This is a genomic window from Streptococcus sp. K0074 (assembly GCF_048843365.1).
Classification (GTDB): Bacteria; Bacillota; Bacilli; order Lactobacillales; family Streptococcaceae; genus Streptococcus; species Streptococcus mitis_BM.
In genome coordinates this window covers 793305-815252 of record NZ_CP184836.1, presented here as the reverse complement: position 1 = coordinate 815252, position 21948 = coordinate 793305, and the positions used below count along the sequence as shown (strand labels likewise).

General features: G+C 41.6%; 19 protein-coding genes. 2 read left to right on the top strand and 17 right to left on the bottom strand.

Annotated features, from left to right (window positions below; all coding sequences use genetic code 11):
* Nucleotides 1–493 precede the first annotated feature (493 nt).
* The 4 genes from asnS to ACN076_RS03970 all read right to left on the bottom strand — a co-directional run bounded on the left by asnS (nt 494) and on the right by ACN076_RS03970 (nt 4908).
* Nucleotides 494–1837 (bottom strand): asparagine--tRNA ligase, encoded by a 1344-nt coding sequence (asnS, locus tag ACN076_RS03985; protein ID WP_261068279.1) that lies wholly within the window; start codon nt 1835–1837, stop codon nt 494–496.
* Between the two features lie 22 nt (nt 1838–1859).
* Nucleotides 1860–3038 (bottom strand): pyridoxal phosphate-dependent aminotransferase, encoded by a 1179-nt coding sequence (locus tag ACN076_RS03980; RefSeq protein WP_153192158.1) that lies wholly within the window; start codon nt 3036–3038, stop codon nt 1860–1862.
* Nucleotides 3035–3523, bottom strand: a complete 489-nt coding sequence (locus tag ACN076_RS03975; protein ID WP_261059304.1) for a DUF5590 domain-containing protein — start codon at nt 3521–3523, stop codon at nt 3035–3037. Before ACN076_RS03975 ends, ACN076_RS03980 begins: the two co-directional genes overlap by 4 nt.
* A 188-nt stretch (nt 3524–3711) precedes the next feature.
* Nucleotides 3712–4908, bottom strand: a complete 1197-nt coding sequence (locus ACN076_RS03970) for an MFS transporter (RefSeq protein ID WP_153192160.1) — start codon at nt 4906–4908, stop codon at nt 3712–3714.
* A gap of 391 nt (nt 4909–5299) precedes the next feature.
* On the opposite strand from ACN076_RS03970, the gene ACN076_RS03965 reads away from it, so the two are divergent.
* Nucleotides 5300–5848, top strand: coding sequence for an NADPH-dependent FMN reductase (locus ACN076_RS03965; RefSeq protein ID WP_153192162.1), 549 nt, complete (start codon nt 5300–5302; stop codon nt 5846–5848).
* 240 nt (nt 5849–6088) lie between these two features.
* Here the strand turns inward: ACN076_RS03965 and yaaA are convergent, their stop codons facing one another.
* The 5 genes from yaaA to ACN076_RS03940 all read right to left on the bottom strand — a co-directional run bounded on the left by yaaA (nt 6089) and on the right by ACN076_RS03940 (nt 11951).
* Entirely contained in the window at nt 6089–6817 is a 729-nt protein-coding gene (gene yaaA / locus ACN076_RS03960; RefSeq protein ID WP_420790168.1) for a peroxide stress protein YaaA, read from the bottom strand.
* A 78-nt stretch (nt 6818–6895) separates the two neighbouring features.
* A complete protein-coding gene (locus ACN076_RS03955; protein WP_194250453.1) occupies nt 6896–7060 on the bottom strand; it encodes a DUF3953 domain-containing protein in 165 nt (54 codons plus the stop codon).
* A gap of 64 nt (nt 7061–7124) precedes the next feature.
* Nucleotides 7125–8720: a hypothetical protein gene (locus ACN076_RS03950; RefSeq protein WP_153192167.1), complete on the bottom strand. Its 1596-nt coding sequence runs from the start codon at nt 8718–8720 to the stop codon at nt 7125–7127.
* Between the two features lie 11 nt (nt 8721–8731).
* On the bottom strand, nt 8732–9142 hold the full coding sequence (locus ACN076_RS03945; protein WP_261068283.1) for a peptide deformylase: 411 nt from the start codon (nt 9140–9142) through the stop codon (nt 8732–8734).
* 112 nt (nt 9143–9254) lie between these two features.
* Nucleotides 9255–11951 carry a cation-translocating P-type ATPase gene (locus ACN076_RS03940; protein WP_153192169.1) on the bottom strand — a complete coding sequence of 899 codons (2697 nt, stop codon included), beginning with the start codon at nt 11949–11951 and terminating at the stop codon, nt 9255–9257.
* Between the two features lie 303 nt (nt 11952–12254).
* Here ACN076_RS03940 and mntE point away from each other — a divergent pair, with 303 nt between their 5' ends.
* Nucleotides 12255–13439 carry a CDF family manganese efflux transporter MntE gene (mntE, locus tag ACN076_RS03935; protein WP_153192171.1) on the top strand — a complete coding sequence of 395 codons (1185 nt, stop codon included), beginning with the start codon at nt 12255–12257 and terminating at the stop codon, nt 13437–13439.
* 37 nt (nt 13440–13476) lie between these two features.
* Here the strand turns inward: mntE and ACN076_RS03930 are convergent, their stop codons facing one another.
* The 8 genes from ACN076_RS03930 to cdaA all read right to left on the bottom strand — a co-directional run bounded on the left by ACN076_RS03930 (nt 13477) and on the right by cdaA (nt 21859).
* On the bottom strand, nt 13477–15348 hold the full coding sequence (locus ACN076_RS03930; protein WP_420790166.1) for an ABC-F family ATP-binding cassette domain-containing protein: 1872 nt from the start codon (nt 15346–15348) through the stop codon (nt 13477–13479).
* Nucleotides 15345–16544, bottom strand: a complete 1200-nt coding sequence (locus tag ACN076_RS03925; RefSeq protein ID WP_420790165.1) for a CCA tRNA nucleotidyltransferase — start codon at nt 16542–16544, stop codon at nt 15345–15347. The genes ACN076_RS03930 and ACN076_RS03925 overlap by 4 nt, the downstream gene beginning before the upstream one ends.
* Complete coding sequence (gene dapB, locus ACN076_RS03920) at nt 16541–17308, bottom strand: 4-hydroxy-tetrahydrodipicolinate reductase (protein ID WP_420790163.1); 768 nt, start codon at nt 17306–17308, stop codon at nt 16541–16543. Before dapB ends, ACN076_RS03925 begins: the two co-directional genes overlap by 4 nt.
* A gap of 267 nt (nt 17309–17575) precedes the next feature.
* Nucleotides 17576–18424 carry a DegV family protein gene (locus tag ACN076_RS03915; protein ID WP_371470609.1) on the bottom strand — a complete coding sequence of 283 codons (849 nt, stop codon included), beginning with the start codon at nt 18422–18424 and terminating at the stop codon, nt 17576–17578.
* 1 nt (nt 18425) lies between these two features.
* Nucleotides 18426–18800, bottom strand: a complete 375-nt coding sequence (locus ACN076_RS03910; RefSeq protein ID WP_001050087.1) for a DUF1149 family protein — start codon at nt 18798–18800, stop codon at nt 18426–18428.
* Between the two features lie 73 nt (nt 18801–18873).
* Nucleotides 18874–20226 carry a phosphoglucosamine mutase gene (gene glmM, locus ACN076_RS03905; RefSeq protein ID WP_420790162.1) on the bottom strand — a complete coding sequence of 451 codons (1353 nt, stop codon included), beginning with the start codon at nt 20224–20226 and terminating at the stop codon, nt 18874–18876.
* 24 nt (nt 20227–20250) lie between these two features.
* The gene (locus ACN076_RS03900) at nt 20251–21015 is read right to left on the bottom strand and encodes a YbbR-like domain-containing protein (protein ID WP_420790160.1); all 765 of its coding nucleotides are present in this window, start codon (nt 21013–21015) and stop codon (nt 20251–20253) included.
* The gene (gene cdaA, locus ACN076_RS03895) at nt 21002–21859 is read right to left on the bottom strand and encodes a diadenylate cyclase CdaA (protein ID WP_023943692.1); all 858 of its coding nucleotides are present in this window, start codon (nt 21857–21859) and stop codon (nt 21002–21004) included. Before cdaA ends, ACN076_RS03900 begins: the two co-directional genes overlap by 14 nt.
* Nucleotides 21860–21948: the final 89 nt, after the last annotated feature.

The following is a 21948-nucleotide window of genomic DNA, read 5'->3' as shown; positions in this document are numbered from 1 at the left end:
TTAAATTTTTTAGTAATATCAAGAGGTTATCATCTTAAAAAATGGTTGCCCAATAATTATCAATATCACTTAATATTGTATCATTCCACTATTATTAATTCAAGTTTCATGCTTGTATATATTTATGGTTTCAATCTAATACTTCCTTGAAGAAACTAGTACATACATCTGTTTTTAAACAATAAGATCAATGTACTAAGATACGAAATTCTATTCTAAACAACTAATAGTATGTTTCTAGCACAAATTCAATTTTATAAGAAAAGGAAGTAAATATAGTGGATTAAAATAAGATATGAACAAACTGATTAAGAAAGGCAAATTAATTTCTAGAAATATTTTAGCAGACACAGTGTACTGTTCTAGATTCAATACACTATATTTTCACGAAAAGCGCATATTATCAAGAGCCGATTCTGAAAACCTGATAATATTTCCTTTCGTTTCTAGAGCTTTCTATAGAAAAAAACGCCACATAGGCGTTTTTCTATTCTTACGGTTTGATACGGTGCAACATACGTGGGAATGGAATAGCTTCACGGATGTGTTTTGTTCCTGCCGCGAAGGTGACCATACGCTCGATACCGATACCAAATCCACCGTGTGGTACAGTACCGTATTTACGAAGGTCAAGGTAAAATTCATACTCTGTACGATCCATGCCAAGTTCATCCATCTTAGCAACTAATGCATCATAGTTTTCCTCACGCATAGATCCTCCGATGATTTCTCCATAGCCTTCTGGAGCAAGCAAATCTGCACAAAGCACGCGCTCTGGATTCCCAGGAACTGGTTTCATGTAGAAGGCCTTGATGGCTGCTGGATAGTTCATGACAAATGTTGGTACACCAAAGTGGTTTGAGATCCACGTTTCATGTGGTGAACCAAAGTCATCACCATGCTCAAGATGTTCGTAGTCAGCGTCTTCATCATTTTCATGTTCTTGCAAGAGGTCAATGGCTTGATCGTAAGTGATACGTTTGAAGGGCTCTGCAATGTAGCGTTTCAAGAGTTCTGTATCACGTTCCAAGGTTTCCAATGCTTGAGGCGCACGGTCAAGAACACCTTGTAGAAGAGCTTTTACATAAGCTTCTTGCAAGTCAAGTGACTCATCGTGAGTCAAGTATGAGTACTCTGCGTCCATCATCCAGAACTCAGTCAAGTGACGGCGCGTTTTTGATTTTTCAGCACGGAATACTGGACCAAAGTCAAAGACACGACCAAGGGCCATAGCGCCTGCTTCTAGGTATAGCTGCCCTGATTGACTCAAGTAGGCTGGAGTTCCGAAGTAGTCCGTTTCAAAGAGTTCAGTTGAGTCTTCTGCTGCGTTTCCTGAAAGAATTGGGCTATCAAATTTCATGAAGCCGTTCTTGTCAAAGAACTCATAAGTTGCATAGATGATAGCGTTACGGATTTGCATCACCGCTACTTGCTTACGAGAGCGTAGCCACAAGTGACGGTTGTCCATCAAGAAGTCTGTTCCGTGTTCTTTTGGTGTAATTGGGTAGTCTTGAGATTCACCAATCACTTCGATATCTGTGATATCAAGCTCATAACCAAACTTAGAACGTTCGTCTTCTTTGACAATCCCTGTCACATAAACAGAAGTTTCTTGGCTCAAGCGTTTGATGACATCAAACTTTTCAGCTCCTACTTCTTCACCAAATTTTTCTACAAAGTTTGGTTTAAAAGCCACACCTTGGAAGAAGGCTGTTCCATCACGCAGTTGCAAGAAGGCGATTTTCCCTTTTCCTGATTTGTTGGCAACCCAAGCGCCAATCGTCACTTCCTGACCAACATAGTCTTTTACATCAATAATCGTTACACGTTTTGTCATTGTTTTTCCTTTTCTTTTTCTTTTATTTTTCCATAAATGCTTTCAAGCGTTTAACTGCTTCTTTAAGCGTATCTAGGTCTGTCGCATAGCTAAGGCGCACATTTTCTGGCGCTCCAAAGCCTGCTCCTGTTACCAAGGCCACTTCAGCTTCTTCTAGGATAGCGATTGTAAATTCTGTCACATCCGTATAGCCTTTCATCTCCATTGCCTTTTTGACATTTGGGAAGAGGTAGAAGGCTCCTTGTGGTTTGACAACTTCAAAACCAGGGACTTCACACAAGAGTGGATAGATGGTATTGAGACGTTCTTCAAATGCTTGACGCATAACTTCCACAGAATCTTGCGGTCCAGTTAGGGCTTCGATGGTTGCATATTGTGAAACAGCAGTTAGGTTAGAAGTTGTTTGACCTGTCAATTTGCTCATAGCAGCAATGATTTCTGGATCACCCACTGCATAACCTACCCGCCAACCTGTCATGGCATAAGCTTTTGATACACCGTTAATGACAATGGTTTGCTTACGAATTGCTTCTGATAGACTTGAGATTGGAACAAATTCATTTCCATTATAAACAAGGCGACCGTATATATCATCAGCTAAAATCAGAATGTCATGCTCAACTGCCCAATTTCCGATAGCTAGTAATTCTTCACGAGTATAAATCATACCAGTCGGATTAGATGGTGAATTGAGAACCAAAACCTTTGTCTTATCTGTCCTAACTAGTTCTAGTTGATCCACCGTAACTTTAAAATCATTGTCTTCTTTAGCTTGAACAAAAACTGGAATCCCTTCTGCCATCTTGACCTGATCTCCATAACTAACCCAGTATGGAGTTGGAATAATAACCTCATCTAAAGGATTAATTACAGCCATAAAGAAAGTATAGAGGGAGAACTTGGCACCTGTAGCAAAGGTAACCTCGTTACTTGCGACAGAATAGCCATAGTAGCGCTCGAAGTAGGTGTTCACCGCAGCTTTTAATTCTGGTAGACCTGAAGCTACTGTATAGAAGGAAGCCTGTCCTTCCCGAATAGCTTTAACTGCTGCATCCTGAATATTTTCAGGGGTGTGAAAATCTGGTTGTCCCAAGGTCAAGAAAAGGACATCCTTACCTTGAGCTTTTAATTTTTTTGCTCTCGCATCACTAGCTAAAGTAACACTTTCTTCCATTTCTAAAACACGGTTGGATAGTTTCATAGGCCCTCCTTATTGACCAATGCTCCTGTTTCAAAATCTACTAGATAAAAATCAGATCCTGACTTGACTTCCCAGATTGGTTTGTCTTGATAACGACCAAAGGTAATTTTGTCAATCTCGCCAGCTCCTTTTTCCTTAGAAACAGCTTCTGCTTTTTCTTGTGAAATACCCTGATTTAGCTGATAAACGTAAATCTTATGGTCATCTTTTCCAATCAGGACAGCAAGCGCTTCTTGCTGTTTATTACGACCAAGAACGCTATAATAGGATTCCAAGCCATTGTATAAATCAACCTGATCAGCCTGCTCTAATCCTGCATACTGCTGAGCTAATTTTTCTCCTTCACTTTTAGCTGTTTGATAGGGTTTCATACTCAGAAACACTAGATACAGAAAGGAAGCACTGATAACCACAAACAAAATCGTCATCCCTAGACCATACTGCCACAGTAGATTATTTTTTGCTTTGTTTTGTCTTTTTTTCACTCGTCTATTTTACCATCTATTGGGCTTTATTACAAGTGAATGCAAGAACAAACCTATATTATTTCTTCCTTAAAACAAAACAGATTTTTCTTGTTTAAAACCGAGCAAGAAAAGTAAAGATACAGCTCCAAAATCAACCTATTAAAAAACCTGAGCTTAGTACTCAAGTTTTCGTAAGTTCTTTTAATCTATGGAATTATTTTATCATCTATTCTTTTAGCCATTTTTCCTAAAAATACAGGCAATAGAAGGCTAATCATGACTAAAAAGAATCCTAGATAAAGAAATGTTACTACAAAGCCTAAATTGTCAATCAACCACCCTGTCAGTGGGAAGAACACAATCATACTCAGGCTAAACATCATAGAGTAGACACTCAACATGGTTGCCCTTACTTCACTTGGAAGGCGCTCTTGCAAATCGTTGTCAAAAATCGGCTGAAAAAGAGCATATAGAGCATTACTAATCAAATAAATCAAAATATAGATTAGAGGTGTCCCAAAGTAGGACAGCATATAGGTAACTCCAGTCAGCAGGACGAGAACAGGGAAAAGCTTCAAAGCAGCATAGTTCTTTCCAATCCTACTCGCTAGATAGACTGCAAGGATATTCAAGAGACTTCCAAGTAGCATAACTGCTGAAATTTGCCAACCACTTAAATCTGGTAACTGATTTTGATAGTAAAAATAAAACATGCACATGAGTGTTCCGACAATCTGAGACAAAATCATCCAGTTGAACAGCATGGGATTTCTCTTCAACTCATCCTTAACAGTCCAAATAATCTGTTTCATGGTCACACTATCAGCTTTTTCTAGCTTGACACTGGGCTCTTTCAACATCCAAATCAGGAAAAGAACTATGATAGAAGTGGCAATCATGATATAGTAGGTCAGGTGCAATTGACCATGGACAAAAAATCCCGCCAACACTGTCCCCAAAGACCGAGTTCCTTCTGCTACTCCTGACATAAAACTTGAAATAGATAAGTAACGCTCCTTTAGTCCAGCCTCTACAGCCGAGTCATAGACCATTGCTGCGCTTGTTCCTGAATCAAAATTATAAGACAAGGCACTCACCGCCATAGCTAGGGCATAAATCCCAAAATTTCCCTGCCCAGCCAACATAAGAATAGAAGACACAATTCCTGCTATTCGACTTAAATAAAGGTTGGTCTTATAGGAATAGCGATCAGCTAACATACCAGATGGAATTTCACAGAGAAGACTGGTCATATGAAAAATACTTTCCAGAAGTCCAATCTGCCAAAGAGACATTCCGTTTTGACTGAGAAAGAGAATCCAAAAGCTGGTAATCCCTAAAAATGCAAAAAACTCAACTCCGGCCATCAGGCCAATATTTTTCCGATAATTTCTTATTAACATCTTTTCTCCTTTAACAAGTGTATTATTATTTCTTTTGTCCGTCACTTGTTAATCTTTGCCTTACATAATCTCCACCCCTTTTAGAAGCATTCTTCAATGCCATTATTGTTCCTTTAATGATTTATGAAATGATATCGGAAAATAGCCGTTCTACGGTTTCTATTGCGAGTTTTCTTGTTTATTTTAGCACTTATGTCATCATATTACAAGAGAATATAGGAATACTCATAGAAAATCAAATGCATTCCAGTCGCAAGTGACTAGAGTTTCAGCAATTTTATAATTTTCAAATAAAGTCTGAGCAAATTTCTTGCAAGTCCTTTTGTTTTGTTGTAATATATTTTATAACAACGAGAGACTTCTCGGAAATTTAAGAAAAAGGAGACACATCATGTCTAAAAAAGTATTATTTATCGTCGGATCACTACGTCAAGGTTCTTTCAACCACCAAATGGCTCTCGAAGCTGAGAAAGCACTTGCTGGTAAAGCGGAAATTAGCTACCTTGATTATTCAGCCCTTCCTCTCTTCAGCCAAGATTTGGAAGTTCCAACACATCCAGCTGTAGCTACTGCTCGTGAAGCAGTTCTCGCTGCGGATGCTATCTGGATCTTCTCTCCAGTCTACAACTTCTCTATCCCTGGAACAGTGAAAAACTTGCTTGACTGGCTATCTCGTGCCCTTGACTTGTCTGATACACGTGGTGCTTCTGCCCTTCAAGAAAAGTTTGTCACAGTATCATCTGTAGCCAATGCAGGTCACGATCAACTTTTCGCTATTTACAAGGATCTCTTGCCATTTATCCGTACACAAGTCGTTGGTGATTTCACCGCTGCACGTGTTAACGATTCTGCCTGGGCAGATGGAAAATTGGTTCTCGAAGAAACAGTCCTAAATTCACTTGAAAAACAAGCTCAAGACTTGGTCAATGCTATCAAGTAACTAAAGTAACTAACATAATAAAAGCGAACACGACTACTTTTCTGACACTCAGAAGACTAGCTTGTTCGCTTTTTTCTCATTTATAAACTAATACTCAATGAAAATCAAAGAGCAAACTAGGAAGCTAGCCGTAGGCTGTACTTGAGTACGACAAGGCGAAGCTGACGTGGTTTGAATTTGATTTTCGAAGAGTATAAAATAGCTGATGATACATATTGTCCAATACAAAATATCTGATTTCTATACTTCCTTAACAAAAACCAATTCCTGCGGCTGGGACAGGTCTTCTAGGTAGTTAAATCCTGCAAAGCTTAAGTGATGAGCTTCCTCTACCGTCTGTACTTGATTTTCTATCAGGGCTGTCAGGAAGGCACCACGGGCTTTCTTAGAAATAGTTGAATGTATCTTCAGCTGCCCACCTCTATCCTCCATGAATTTGAAGGTCACCATTTTTTCTCGGATTTCCTTAGAAAATACGGTCTCAAACTCGGATGACAATAGAGAGAAAATCACTTCTTCCTTCTTCAGAGCTTCATCATAAGCTGCCTTCCAATGATTCTTCAAAGTCTTACCAGAGACTTTTAATTTCATCAAAAAGTCCAAACGGTGAGGAGCCATAGGTGACAAGGCTGGAATGACACCGTACAAAGCCGAAGTGATGAGTACATGATTTTCAAGATAGGCTTGTTCTGCCTCGGTCAATTTATCTCGCTTGATATGGCGATACATGAGCCCATCAAAAAGGTTCAAGGCTGGATAGTGTCGAGTAGTTTGCCTTTTCAAAGCTTGGATATTTTGAAATTCTTCCGCCGCCTTATCAGCTGATACCTTGTAAAAGCTCTCCAATTGACTAGCAGAATAGAGGGCCAAGGCATCAAGCACGGCCTGACTTTCTGGTTTTAAAGGAGCAGCTTCGATACTCGACAAGTCTGTATTCATTTCTTTTGCTGTTGGGATTAAAATTTTCATATTAATAGTGTAGCATATTTTTTAGCCACAACCAAGAAATTCATCTAAAAAACCTCGGGTTGACCGAGGTTTATTTGGTTATTTTGGCCATCCTAACCAGATAGCCACGAGAACAAGGGAGATACCAGCTAGGCTTGTTAAGATAGATAAGAATGTATCTTTTTTCTCCTTGAACCGAGAAAAACCTATCTTCAAAGCAAGCAGTCCAAGTAGCATTGAAGCAAGCATCACATAAAAACCCATTTGTTTGTCCTCCATTAGTCTTAATTTGCATTATTATAACATATATTTCTTAAATAAACCTTTTTTACTGTACTTTAAAGGTCTTGAGATAATTGTCTCTCCCTACTTGACCTTCGAAGGTTTTACCATTTTCAAGGTAAGGAAGGTCATCTGATACTGAGGCCTTAACCTTATATATCTTCCCATCAACTTTAAAGAAGTAGACGGTGTCTCCCTTGATAACAGCTGATTTGAGCTCTGCTACCACACCCTTGATGCTTTCTGTGGTTTCATTATCAAATTCAAGGTCGTTTTTATTGGCGTACTTGCTGAGCAGTTCTTCCACTGTCGTTGCTACGATAACGTTTTGGTACTCGACTGCATCTACCAAAGCGTACTCTTTGACCAAGCCAGCATTGTCCTTCAAGCCCATGATGTAGAGAGGCTTGTCATTGAGGTTGATGAGGATTGGGAAGGTTGCCTTGTAGGATTTCTCCTGAACAGCACCTTCGGCTGATTCTCGGGCTGATTCTTCTGTCGCAGAAGCCAAGCTATACTTCGTGATTTCTCCTGTCCGCATATTTTCAAGGATGAAACCAAGATTACTTTCATCTGCATTTGCTGACGTTACACCTGTGTAGAGATAGATATCATTGCCGATAGACAAGTAATTATAGCCCTTGGTAGTCTGGGTCACGTTTTTCTTGGAAATCATAGCATTCCAGAAACCGTCCTTGTACTTGCCGTTGTAGTTGATTTGCTCGATGGTTTCCTCAGCTGGATAGACCCTGTCCACCCATTCTGGAACATCAGCCAAGCTGTATTCCTTGGTTTCTCCATTTGTGGCATCCAGGATAATGACTGAAACAGGACGAGGAACCGCAAGTCCAAATTGCTTTTGGTAAACCGTTGCTACATAGAAAGGATTACCCTCATCGTCTACCTCGAAAGATGGAGTCTTGAAGATCTTGGTTGGGTACTTAAAGCGCAAGTGACGTTTGACGTCGCGGTTAAAATACTCCGAGTCCGAATACTTGATTGGTGTCTTCAAGTCCACCAATTCCGCATTTCCTGTTACCATGTCCACCTTGATATACTCGCCGATTCCCTTGGCCTGATTATTAAACCATTTGATAGGGTCAGCGTATTCTAGTGGCGTAACCCGATAAGGTTTCCCATCAATCGTCAATTGGGTATAGGTATCTGCCGCTACGTATTGCGATACCTTATCCGTCAGGGAACCCAAGTAGCGGTCGCCAATTTTTTCAGCAGTGCTTCTATCTAGAATCGGAACCTTACTGGTGTCACTCTTAGGAAATTCAGAAAACTCTTTTTCCGTCACCGTGACTACATTAGCATAATTTTTAGCCTGAAAAATGCTGGAAGTTGCCAAGGAAACCAAAGCTGCCAAGAGAAGAATTCCTCCAATAGAAGCAAAAAGAACTTTCCCTAACCGATTGATTTTGAAACCCTCTAGATTTAAGGCAGCTTCTGCCTTGCCGTGGCGCACATGAACCGTTTTGACCAGATTGATTCCCTTGCCAAAGCCAAATAAGATTGCTACAAGCAGCAAATGCCCACAGAGGAAAAAGAGAAATTCCCAGCTGGTCAGATTAAGAGGCGGTAAAAAGATATACCAGGTCGTTGCGATAAAAATAAGTTCAAAGACTATTCGTTTCATTTGCTTTCCTCCTAAATGATTCGTCCTTCCAAGTGATCCAGTTCATGCTGGCAAATCTGAGCCGGGAAACCTGTCAAAGTAATGGTCTGTTCCTGCCACTTGCTGTCACGATAAGCAACGGTTATGGTTTCATAACGCTTAGTTGGTCTCACACCTACCAAGGACAAACAACCTTCCTCTGTCTCATAAGGTCCTGAAAAAGACTTGAGAACAGGATTAAACATGACCATAGGAACCAAGCCAAGATTAAAAATAATCACGCGCTTTTGCACCCCAATCATATTGGCAGCTAGACCGACACAAGTCTCACGATTTGCTAAGAGTGTATCCTGCAAATCTCTGGCAAGATAAAGGTCCTCCTGACTTGCCGGCTGAGACACTTGAGATAAAAATAAGATATCCTTCACAATTTTCTTTTCCACTTCCTCACACTCCTCTTACTTTTTACTATATTATAGCAATTATAGCACAAAAGCCGATAACTGCAAGCCCTTTCTCTCAACTGTAGCAAAAAGCCATCCGAAGATGACTTTTTTAAATCGCATTCTTATCAAAACCAAGTTTACGTTGAACAAACTTAACGATTTCGACGATGATAATCATTGAGAAGCTTCCGCCCATAACGATTCCCCATTGTAACAAGTCTAGTCTGGTTACGTGGAAGATTCCTTCAAGCGGTTCTACGACGATTGTTGCCATGAGAAGGATGAAGGATACCAAGATAGACCAGTTAAAGGTCTTAGACTTGAATGGTCCAACTGTCAAGATGGACTGGTAAACAGATTTCACATTGTAGGCATGAAAGAGCTGAATCAAACCAAGTGTTGCAAAGGCCATAGTAAGGGCATCTGCGTGAATGGCATGATTGTCACCCACATGAACTGGGTAAAGAAGGGCAAGACCATAAACACTCATAACAATAGCTGCTTGGAGTACACCTTGATAGATAATAGAACTCAAAACACCACCTGAGAAGAAGCTTGCCTTGCGTCCACGTGGTTTATGGTTCATGACACCAGGCTCAGCTGGCTCAACACCTAGTGCAATTGCTGGGAAGGTATCCGTTACCAAGTTGATCCACAAAAGATGAACTGGCTGCAAGACATCCCAACCAAACAAGGTTGATAGGAAGATAGTTAATACTTCAGCAGTATTGGCAGAAAGTAGATACTGAATAGTCTTTTGAATGTTTGAGAAGACCTTACGTCCTTCTTCAACTGCAACAATGATAGTCGCAAAGTTATCATCTGCAAGAATCATGTCAGATGCCCCCTTAGAAACCTCTGTACCAGTGATTCCCATACCGATACCGATATCGGCTGTTTTCAGAGCTGGCGCATCATTGACACCATCACCTGTCATGGCAACGACTTTGCCTTGTTTTTGCCAAGCCTTGACGATACGAACCTTGTGCTCTGGAGACACACGGGCATAAACAGAGTATTGACCAACTACTTTTTCAAAGTCTTCATCTGACAGTTCATTGAGCTCAGCACCAGTTAAAACGTGGCCTTCTGTATCATTTGCATCAATGATTCCCAAACGTTTAGCAATAGCTTCTGCTGTGTCTTGATGGTCACCCGTAATCATGATTGGACGAATTCCAGCTTCCTTAGCCACACGAACAGCCTCAGCTGCCTCAGGACGTTCAGGGTCAATCATCCCAATCAAACCAGTGAAGATTAAATCATTTTCAAGTTCTTCAGAAGTGAGGTTTTCTGGAATGCTATCGATAATCTTATAAGCACCTGCAAGGACACGCAAGGCTTGGTGAGCCATTTCAGAATTGTTTGTATGAATGAGGTTTGTAACCTTCTCATCAATCGGAGCAATATCCCCAGCCTTATCACGAAGAACACAACGTTTTAAGAGTTGGTCTGGCGCACCCTTGACTGCTACAAGGAAACGACCATCTGGCAATGGGTGAACCGTTGACATGAGCTTACGTTCAGAATCAAATGGCAACTCAGCCACACGAGGATATTTGTCTAAAAATCCTTTAACATCATAACCTTTGTCCAAAGCATACTGGATAAAGGCTGTTTCGGTTGGGTCACCAATCAGGTTACCTTCCACATCGATTTTCGTATCATTGGCCAAGACAACTGAACGAAGTAGGGGCATTTCAAGACCTAGTTCAATGTCATCAGCTGAATCATGTAGGACTGCATCGTAGAATACTTTTTCAACTGTCATCTTGTTCATAGTAAGCGTACCAGTCTTATCAGAAGCGATGATTTCAGTTGAACCAAGCGTCTCAACTGCTGGCAACTTACGAACGATAGAGTTTCGTTTAGCCAAAACTTGAGTACCAAGGGCAAGAACGATGGTTACGATAGCAGGAAGTCCTTCTGGGATGGCTGCAACAGCAAGGGCAACAGAGGTCATCAACTCACCGAGTGGATTTTTGCCTTGAATGAAAACACCCACTACAAAAGTAACAAGGGCAATGACCAAAATTGCATAGGTCAAGACCTTAGAAAGGTTATTCAAGTTTTGTTTAAGTGGTGTGTCTGTCTCATCCGCATCTTGAAGCATACCAGCGATATGACCAACTTCAGTGTACATACCTGTATTGACAACAACACCCATCCCACGACCATAGGTCACGTTAGAGTTTTGGAAGGCCATGTTGACACGGTCCCCAATACCAGCATCTGCAGCAAGTTCAACTGTCAAGTCTTTTTCGACTGGCACAGACTCACCTGTCAAAGCAGCTTCTTCGATCTTAAGAGAATTGGCTTCTAGCAAACGTAAGTCTGCTGGTACAACATCACCAGCTTCGAGAGCGACGATATCACCTGGTACCAATTCTTTAGAATCAATCTCAGCCATATGACCATCACGAAGAACGCGAGCAGCTGGACTAGACATGGATTTGAGGGCTTCAATGGCTTCTTCTGCTTTTCCTTCTTGGTAAACACCAAAGGCAGCGTTAATGATAACCACGGCTAAAATGATAATGGCATCTGCGATATCTTCCCCACCAGAAGTCACGACTGACAAGATTGCTGCAGCAACTAGGATGATAATCATCAAATCCTTAAATTGCTCGATAAATTTGACCAGGATTGATCGTTTCTCGCCTTCTTCGAGTTCATTGTGGCCAAATTCTGCAAGGCGCTTTTCCGCCTCACTTGATGACAAACCTTGCTCGGTCGCATCCACAGCCTTCAAGACCTCTTCAGGACTCTGAGTGTAAAACGCTTGGCGTTTTTGTTCTTTTGACATGTGTCTCCTCCTTGACATTGTGTGCAAAACAGACTCTCTTTCTGTCATATCTTTTCACGACAAACAAAAAGAGACCTGTTAATCATAACAAGTCTCGCTGTTTAAGATAGTGCCGGAAAGCATACTTTTCAGTATAAAATTCGGAATGACGACACTATCACAGGTTTCTGCCAGCTACTCCCTTGAGTAGTTCTATTATACCAAATTTTGAAAAGTTTTCAAAGAGTAAAAACTGACTCATTTGAATTTTCTCTTGAAAACCAGTATAATGGTAGAATGCTATGTGACTAGAAAGGAAGTTGAATGAAGCAATCTATCTCAAATCTCAAGTTAGCTGAGCGTGGAGCCATTATCAGCATTTCAACCTATTTGATCTTGTCTGCAGCCAAATTAGCAACTGGGCACCTCCTCCATTCATCCAGTTTGGTGGCAGATGGTTTTAACAACGTATCGGACATCATTGGAAATGTTGCTCTTCTGATCGGGATTCGAATGGCGCGCCAGCCTGCTGACCGAGACCACCGTTTTGGCCACTGGAAGATTGAAGATTTGGCTAGCTTAATCACTTCCATCATCATGTTCTATGTTGGCTTTGATGTGCTGAGGGATACCATTCAGAAGATTCTCAGTCGTGAAGAAACGGTCATTGATCCTCTTGGTGCAACTCTAGGAATCATTTCTGCAGCGATTATGTTTCTAGTTTATCTCTACAATACTGGCCTCAGTAAGAAATCCAACTCCAAGGCACTGAAGGTAGCTGCTAAGGACAATCTTTCTGACGCTGTTACCTCACTTGGTACTAGCATTGCCATCCTGGCCAGCAGTTTCAATTATCCCATTGTGGATAAACTGGTCGCTATCATCATCACTTTCTTTATCTTGAAAACTGCCTATGATATCTTCATCGAGTCTTCCTTTAGCCTTTCGGATGGCTTTGACGACCGTCTGCTCGAGGACTACCAAAAGGCTATCATGGAAATTCCCAAGATCAGCAAGGTTAAGTCGCAAAGAGGTCGCACCTACGGTAGCAACATCTACCTTGATATTACACTAGAAATGAATCCTGACTTGTCTGTTTTTGAAAGCCATGAAATTGCGGATCAGGTCGAGTCTATGCTGGAGGAACGTTTTGGAGTCTTTGATACCGATGTCCATATCGAGCCAGCACCTATCCCTGAAGATGAAGTTTTAGACAATGTCTATAAAAAATTGCTTATGCGTGAACAGTTGATTGACCAAGGAAATCAACTGGAAGAACTCTTAGCTGACGATTTTGTTTATATTCGCCAAAATGGAGAACAGATGGATAAAGAGGCCTATAAAGCCGAAAAAGACTTGAATTCTGCTATCAAGGATATTCAAATCACTTCCATCAGTCAAAAGACCAAACTCATCAGCTATGAGTTAGATGGTATCATCCACACCAGTATCTGGCGTCGCCACGAAACTTGGCAAAATATCTTTCATCAAGAGACCAAAAAAGAATAGAGAAATCCTGTCCATGAGACGGGATTTTTCTATTCTTCTAGCTATCAAAGTCACTTAGATACTCATAGCGTTCGTATTTTTCAAGGAGTGCTTCGTTTTTCTCATCTAGCTCTTTCTGAAGAGTAGCCAGTTTGCCAAAGTCAGAGCCGTTGGCCTGCATCTCCTCTTCAATAGCAGCGATACGGTTTTCCAAGGATTCAATATCGCCTTCAATGCTTGCCCACTCCTGCTTTTCTTGGTAGGTCATGCGTTTCTTGTCTTCTCGAACCTTGACGACTTTTTCCTTTTCGGCTTTTTGCACTTGATTGGCCATCTCTGTTTCAAAGACTTTTTCATCAAGGTAATCAGTGTAATGACCAAAGAAAGGACGAATCTTGCCATCCTCAAAAGCCAGAATCTTGGTCGCCACCTTATCCAAGAAATAGCGGTCGTGACTAACAGTCAAAACTGGACCAGCAAAGCCTTGCAAGAAATTCTCCAAAACTGTCAAGGTTGCAATGTCCAAATCATTGGTCGGCTCATCCAAGAGAAGAACATTTGGTTTTTCCAAGAGCAATTTGAGGAGATAAAGACGTTTTTTCTCTCCCCCAGACAATTTCTCAATCAAGGTTCCATGCGTCGAGCGTGGGAAAAGGAACTGCTCTAGCAATTCTGCAATGGAAGTTGTAAAACCACCGCTGGTCTTGACTTCTTCTGCCACTTCTTGCAGGTAATTGATCACACGCTTGCTTTCATCCAAATCCTTAATTTGCTGAGAGAAATAGGCGATGCGAACAGTTTCCCCTATCACAACTTGACCTGCTGTCGGCTCAAGACTGCCTGCAATCAGGTTGAGTAGGGTTGATTTTCCAACACCATTATCCCCAACAATTCCAATACGATCTTTGGCCTGCACCAAGAGATTAAAATCTTGCAAAATAGGCTTGTTTTCATAGGCAAAGGAAACATCTTGAAACTCGATGACTTTCTTACCAATCCGACTGGTTTCAAAGTTCATGGTCAAGTCTGTCTCAGCACTACTGCCTGAAACTTCTTTCTTCAAATCGTGGAAACGATTGATACGAGCCTGCTGCTTGGTCGCACGCGCCTGCGGTTGTCTGCGCATCCAGACCAATTCCTGCTTATAAAGTTGTTCTTTTTTGTGGAGAAGAGCTGCGTCACGCTCATCCTGTTCCGCCTTTAGGCGAACATAGTCCTGATAATTTCCCTGGTACTCGGCCAAGCCTGCGCGATCCAACTCGAAAATCCGTGTTGACAAAGCGTCTAAGAAATAACGATCGTGGGTGATGAAGAGAACAGTCTTCTTAGAATTTTTCAAAAAGAGGGTCAGCCACTCAATAGTCGCAATATCCAGATGGTTGGTTGGCTCATCCAGAAGCAATAGGTCGTGGTTACCAAGAAGAACTTGCGCCAACTGGACCCGTCTTCTTATACCACCTGACAATTCCCCAACAGGAGTAGATAAGTCCTGAATACCCAACTTGCTGAGAACCGTCTTGACCTGACTCTCAATTTCCCAAGCTTGAAGAGAATCCATCTCTGCCATAACCCGTTCCAAACGAGCCTGCTTATCCTCACTGTAGTTGAGCATGATCAACTCATACTCACGAATAAGCTGGATTTCCTTGAGGTCGCTGGATAGGACCGTATCCAAGACCGTCTTGCTATCATCAAAATCAGGATCTTGAGTCAAGTAACCAATCTGGTAATCATTTTTAGCTGAAAAAGGACTGACATCCCCATCAAAGCCAGAAACACCAGAAAGGACATCTAAAAGGGTGGTCTTGCCAGTCCCATTGACACCAATCAGACCAATTCTATCTAGATCATGGATGATAAAGGAAATATCCTTAAAAACGGTCTTATCACCGACGGATTTACTTAGTTTTTCAACGATAAAATCACTCATTTTTTCTCCCTTAGATAAGCATGGATGGCTTGACGGTCATTTTCCAATTCTCCATCGACAATGGCATATTCAATCTCTGTTAAAATCTCTCCCAAGTCTGGGCCTGGTTGATAGCCATATTCCTTAATCAAAATACCACCGTTGATTTGGATTTCTTTCTTGTCATGAATGGTCAAACTCTGATAGGTTTCTGTGATGGCTTGTGGGTTGACTTCTTTTCCTTGAGCCTGACGAAGATTTTCAGCCTGTAAAAGTAAATCCAAGTCAAAGCGATAACAATCGCGCTTGCTCAATTCTCCCTTTTCACGCAAGGCCAAAATAGTCAGCAAATCCTGAACTTGCTTGGCAAACTGGCGTGAGGTCTTCCAAGCCTTCAAAAATGGCTGCGCATTTTCAATCTCCAAAGCCCACAAAAGAGCTGCCCAGGCTTGCTCTGAAGATTCAAAGGTGAAATCAGTCTCCAAATCAAACAGTCTGTTAAGCTTGTCCTGGCTAGATGCCATATCAGGAAGATAGTCATAAGCTTGACTCTCAATCATGGAAGCCAAGCCTCTTCTCCAAAATGGAGACAGCAAGAGTTTATCAAACTCGACGAAGGTACGCTCTACAGAAATTTTCTCCAAAAGCGGTGTCAAGGTCTTCATAGCTTGAAATGTTTTTGACTCAAGCTCAAAGCCAAGACTGGCCTGAAAACGGAAACCGCGCATAATCCGCAAAGCATCTTCATTGAAACGCTCACTAGCTACACCAACCGCCCTCAAGACTTGCTTTTCCAAATCTTCTAAACCATGGAACAAGTCAATAATTTCTCCTGCCTCGTCCAAAGCAAAGGCGTTGACTGTGAAATCACGGCGTTTGAGGTCTTCTTCTAGCGAGCGAACAAAGGAAACCGCACTAGGTCTGCGATAGTCCACATAAACATCCTCTGTCCGAAAGGTGGTTACCTCATACTCCTCGTCCCCATCTAAGACCAAGACAGTTCCATGCTCGATTCCGATATCGGCTGTTCGCAGAAAAATCTGCTTGGTCTCTTCTGGATAAGAAGAGGTCGCAATATCCACATCGTGGATGGGACGATTGAGGAGGGCATCTCGAACAGATCCCCCAACAAAATAGGCTTCAAATCCTGCTTCTTTAATTTTTTCTAATACTGGTAAAGCCTTCTGAAATTCAGAAGGCATTTGCGTTAATCTCATAATAAGTGTTCTAATCCATAGACAAGCTCATGACGCTTGACAACTTCTTTAATTCCCAAATTCACCCCTGTCATGAAGGAGCTGCGATCATAGGAGTCATGACGGAGGGTCAATCCTTCTCCCTGATTGCCAAAGATGACTTCCTGATGGGCTACCAAGCCTGGCAAACGAACTGAGTGGATACGCATGCCATCAAAGTCAGCACCACGAGCACCAGCAATCAGCTCTTCCTCATCAGGCGCACCCTGCTGGATAGACTCTCGAACTTCGGCCATCAACTCAGCTGTTTTAATGGCTGTTCCACTCGGAGCATCCTTTTTCTTGTCATGATGGAGCTCAATAATCTCCACATTTGGGAAATATTTGGCAGCCTGCGTCGCAAATTGCATAAGCAAGACAGCACCCAAGGCAAAGTTAGGAGCAATCAAGCCACCCAAATCTTGGGCACGAGAAAATTCTTTTAGCTCTACAATTTCTTCACTTGTGAAACCTGTTGTTCCAACTACTGGAGCAAAGCCATTTTCAAGAGCAAAGCGTGTATTTTCATAGGCAACAGCTGGTGTAGTAAAGTCTACCCAGACATCCGCTTCAGAGCCTGCTAAATCAACCTTATCCTTGAAAACAGGAATTCCCTGCCATTCTGACTCAGACTCAAACGGATCCAAAACTGCTACCAAGTCCAATTCTGGATCAGCCAAGACCATCTGACAAGCAGCCTGGCCCATCTTTCCCTTAAAACCAGCAATAATTACTCGAATACTCATCTCTACTCCTGTCTAAGATACAAAGGACCTTAGCTACCCATGAAAAATAGGGAATGGGGCTGACTTTCCATGAAAGTCAAGGCAGTCATCTTTTTTCAAGAGGCAGATAGTCCATGTTCAATTTCCAAGATACAAAGCCTGTAAGAACACAACGTGAAAATAGGAGTTCTGATCAAAGAGTGTCTACTCCTTGAAAGAACTATCTTTTTCACACAAGGTTCCAGGCGTGTTCATTTGCTAACTTCTTAACTAGTCTAGAAGTGCCAACTAAATCACTGGAATATAACCCAGAGCAATGCTTCCTGCACCTAGGTGTGTTCCAATGACACTACCAAATGTAGCAAGTGAAATATCCGTACCCACTCCAGATTCAAGCAAGTGTTGACGCAACTCTTCAGCCTTTTCAGGAGCATTTCCGTGAATGACAATGACCCGATATTGGCCTGAAGCTGTGGTTTCCTTGATGATTTCAATTAAGCGCTTTGTGGCTTTCTTTTCAGTACGAACTTTTTCGTAAACTTCAATCACACCTTGGTCGTTGAAATAAAGGATTGGCTTAATGCTAAGCAAATTGCCCAAAATGGCAGCCCCATTTGAAAGGCGTCCACCTTTAACCAAATGATCCAAATCATCTACCATGATAAAGGCTGACGTACGACTAATTTGAATGGCTAGCTTATCCTGAATGCTGGCAAAATCATCGCCCTGGTCACGCCAATTAAAGACGCTTTCAACCATGATACCCAGAGGAGCACTTGTAATCAAAGTGTCTGGAAAAGCAATGGTTAAGCCCTCATATTCATCTATCATATACTGGATATTTTGGTAAAAACCTGAAATTCCAGAAGATAGGAAAAGCCCCAAGGCATGGGTATAACCTTGTTCTTTGAGCGAAGTTAAGATTTCATCTAACTTGGCAATACTTGGTTGACTAGTCTTAGGCAATTCAGAAGCCTGAGCCATTTTTTGGTAAAATTCCTCAGCAGTCAGATTGATACCTTCGACATACTCCTCACCATCAATATTGACAGGAATATCCAAGACAAATAAATCTTCTCTTTGCAAGGTCTCTGCACTGAGATAGGCAGAAGAATCTGTGATAACAGCTAGTTTCATATTAGAACTCCAAATTGATTCCTGGTAAGTCTAATGCAATTTCAGTTACTTCGTAAGTCAAACGGTTGAGCATATTCAAACATGGACGAGCCAAAGTTTCCACTTCTTCTTGGCTCAATTCACTTGGTTCATTGACAATACGGCCATCGATGTGATTTACCTGTGAAATGGTTCCACTGATGACAAACTTATCAAATACAATCATAAAGGTCAAGATGACAATCAAGGAAGTCACTTGATTTTCTTGATCATGTTGGAGCAATTGGAAGTTCACATCCACCTTAGTTTCAGGAGCTCCATTTTCATTTTCCCATTCAAAATTACGCGCATCAAAATGATACTGACTAACAAATTCTTGTTCACGTTTAAGATTCATGTCTTTCTCCCTTGGCTACAATATTATAAGCTATTGTACCATAATTTTTTATTTTCATCTAGTTTTCTAGGATTTAGTCAATCCCGATTTCAGCTCGAACTACGTCTGCGATGGTATCAACATAGTAGTCTACTTCTTCTGTTGTAGGCGCTTCTGCCATAACACGCAAAAGGGGTTCTGTTCCACTTGGGCGAACAAGGATACGACCATTCCCTGCCATTTCAGCTTCCATCTTCTCGATGATATCCTTGATAGCTGGCACTTCCATAGCCTTTTCCTTCATGGCATTTTCCACTCGGATATTGACTAATTTTTGTGGATAGATGGTTACTTCTGCAGCCAACTCTGACAAGCTCTTACCAGTTTCCTTCATGATTTTTGTCAATTGGACAGCTGATAATTGACCATCACCTGTTGTATTGTAATCCATCAAGATGACGTGCCCAGACTGTTCACCACCAAGGTTGTAGCCTGATTTTCGCATTTCTTCAACAACGTAACGATCGCCGACTGCAGTTACTGCCTTGTTAATACCTTCACGGTCCAAGGCCTTGTGGAAACCAAGGTTAGACATAACAGTTGTCACAATTGTATTTTGAGCCAATTGTCCTTTTTCAGAAAGGTATTTCCCGATGATGTACATGATCTTGTCACCATCAACGATCTCACCATTTTCATCAACAGCAATCAAACGGTCACTGTCTCCGTCAAAAGCCAAACCAATAGCTGAGCCGCTTTCTTTGACCACTTCTTGAAGGGTTTCTGGGTGGGTTGAACCAACATTAAGGTTGATGTTAAGACCATCTGGTGTTTCCCCGATAACTGTTAATTGAGCGCCAAGGTCTGCAAAGATTTGACGGGCACTTGTGGACGCTGCACCATTGGCTGTGTCCAAGGCAACCTTCATTCCTTCAAGAGGAGTTCCAGTTGAAACAAGGTATCCTTCATACTTACGCAAACCTTCTGGATAATCTACCAAGGTTCCCAAGCCTTCTGCACTTGGACGAGGAAGAGTGTCTTCTGCAGCATCTAGCAAGGCTTCAATTTCTGCTTCTTTTTCGTCATCTAGTTTGAAGCCATCACCACCAAAGAACTTAATCCCATTATCAAGGGCTGGGTTATGACTAGCAGAAATCATGACACCTGCACTAGCTCCCTCAGTTTTAACCAAGTAAGCTACTGCTGGTGTTGCCAGAACGCCTAGTTTATATACGTGAATCCCTACAGAGAGGAGACCTGCTACCAAGGCCGATTCCAGCATTTCCCCTGAAATACGTGTGTCACGTCCTACAAAGACTTTCGGTGCTTCCGTTTCATGTTGGCTGAGAACATAGCCTCCAAAACGTCCTAGTTTAAAGGCCAATTCTGGTGTTAGTTCTACATTAGCTTCTCCACGGACTCCATCAGTCCCAAAATATTTACCCATTTTTATAAAATCCTTTTCCTATTTTTAATTCGTTTTTAAACTTGTTGCTTTCGTTGACGAAGATGTCTCCGACGAACTGCTTGTGCTTGAACTTGGCGCTACTGGTTTTGTAGTAACCTTCATTGTTGTATCAAACGGAGTGATAACTACTGGTAAGACTACCCCGTTGCGGTCGATTGCCTGCAAAGGTACTGAGCCACTGTAATTACCTGTTATGCGTTCGCTGGTTGGTAAAAGCGCAATAACTTTGTCAATCTTAGCTAATGTTTCCTGGTCAGTCGTGACCGAAACGCGTTCATTTGACACGGTTACACTATCAAGTTGTAGCTTGGGATCAATCTGGCTTTGGTCAACTTGTGGCACAACAATCATCCCATCTCGCTTAACCTTCTTCCCAACTTTCACTGTGATCTTTTGAGGCGTTGCCACAGCGGTCAATCCACTAGGAAGATTTTCAATGTTCAGGGGAACTTCAATCGTTCCAACACTAGCATCTGTCAAATCCGCTGTGACCTTAAACTTACGAGTACTTTCCTGCATTTCACTGGCCAAGGTCACACGATTGGCACCTGTCAACACAACTGAAACTTCTGATGCAAATCCGCTGATGAAATACTGGTCATCATCATAGTGAATATCGATAGGAACATTTGCTATCGTATTGGTGTAGGTCTCAGATTTGACCTGTCTTGCGGTATTGTTATTTTGAAAATTAGTCGATGTTGCATAGATGAATAAGACACAAGCAAAAAAGAGAGATGAAATGATATATAGACTATTTTTTCTCATATTTCCAACCTCCTAGCAAACGGTCCTTAAAACTGACTTTTTCCTCAACAGCTGGCAAAAGAATTGCTCGTAGCTCTGCTTCAAATTCTTCAATCGTCAAATCATGCTTGAAAATCCCATTGTAGGTGATAGAGATACCACCTGTTTCCTCTGAAACGATGAAGGTCAAGGCATCGGATACTTCTGATAAACCTATAGCCGCCCGGTGTCTGGTCCCAAATTCCTTGGAAATTCCTGTACTTTCTGTCAAGGGCAGATAGGCAGAGGTGACTGCAATCCGATTTTCTCTGATAATCACAGCACCATCATGTAGAGGAGTGTTGGGAATAAAAATATTGATGAGGAGTTCTGCCGAAATTTTGGCATCCAAGGGAATTCCTGTCGCGATGTATTCTTGTAAGGTCCGAACCCGTTGAATAGCAACCAGAGCACCAATCTTACGGGGACTCATGTATTCAACTGACTTAACAAAGGCACGAATCATTTTCTCTTCTGCACTAATTTGAGTAGTAGAAAAGAAATCTGTCGCCCTTCCCAAGCGTTCCAAACCAGTCCGAATCTCTGGAGAGAAGATAACAACCGCAGCAATAACCCCATAGGTAATAATCTGATTAATCAACCAAGAAATCGTTGTTAAACCAAGGATATTGGCCACGACCTGGGCTAATACAAAAATCAAGACCCCCCGTACCAAAATCATAATCTTGGTGCCAGCTATCGCTTTTGTAAAACGATACAAAACATAGGTCACAATCAAAATATCAAACAGATTGATGGCAATACTCCAAGGACTAGAAAACAAGCTAGTCCAATATTGCAGGTTGGATAATTGTTGAAAGTTCATCTGCTGTCTCCTCTCTGTCCAAACACGTTCCTCTCTATTATACCATTTTTCTGTCATTTTTTTCCCTATCCTACTTCATTTTAAATTAA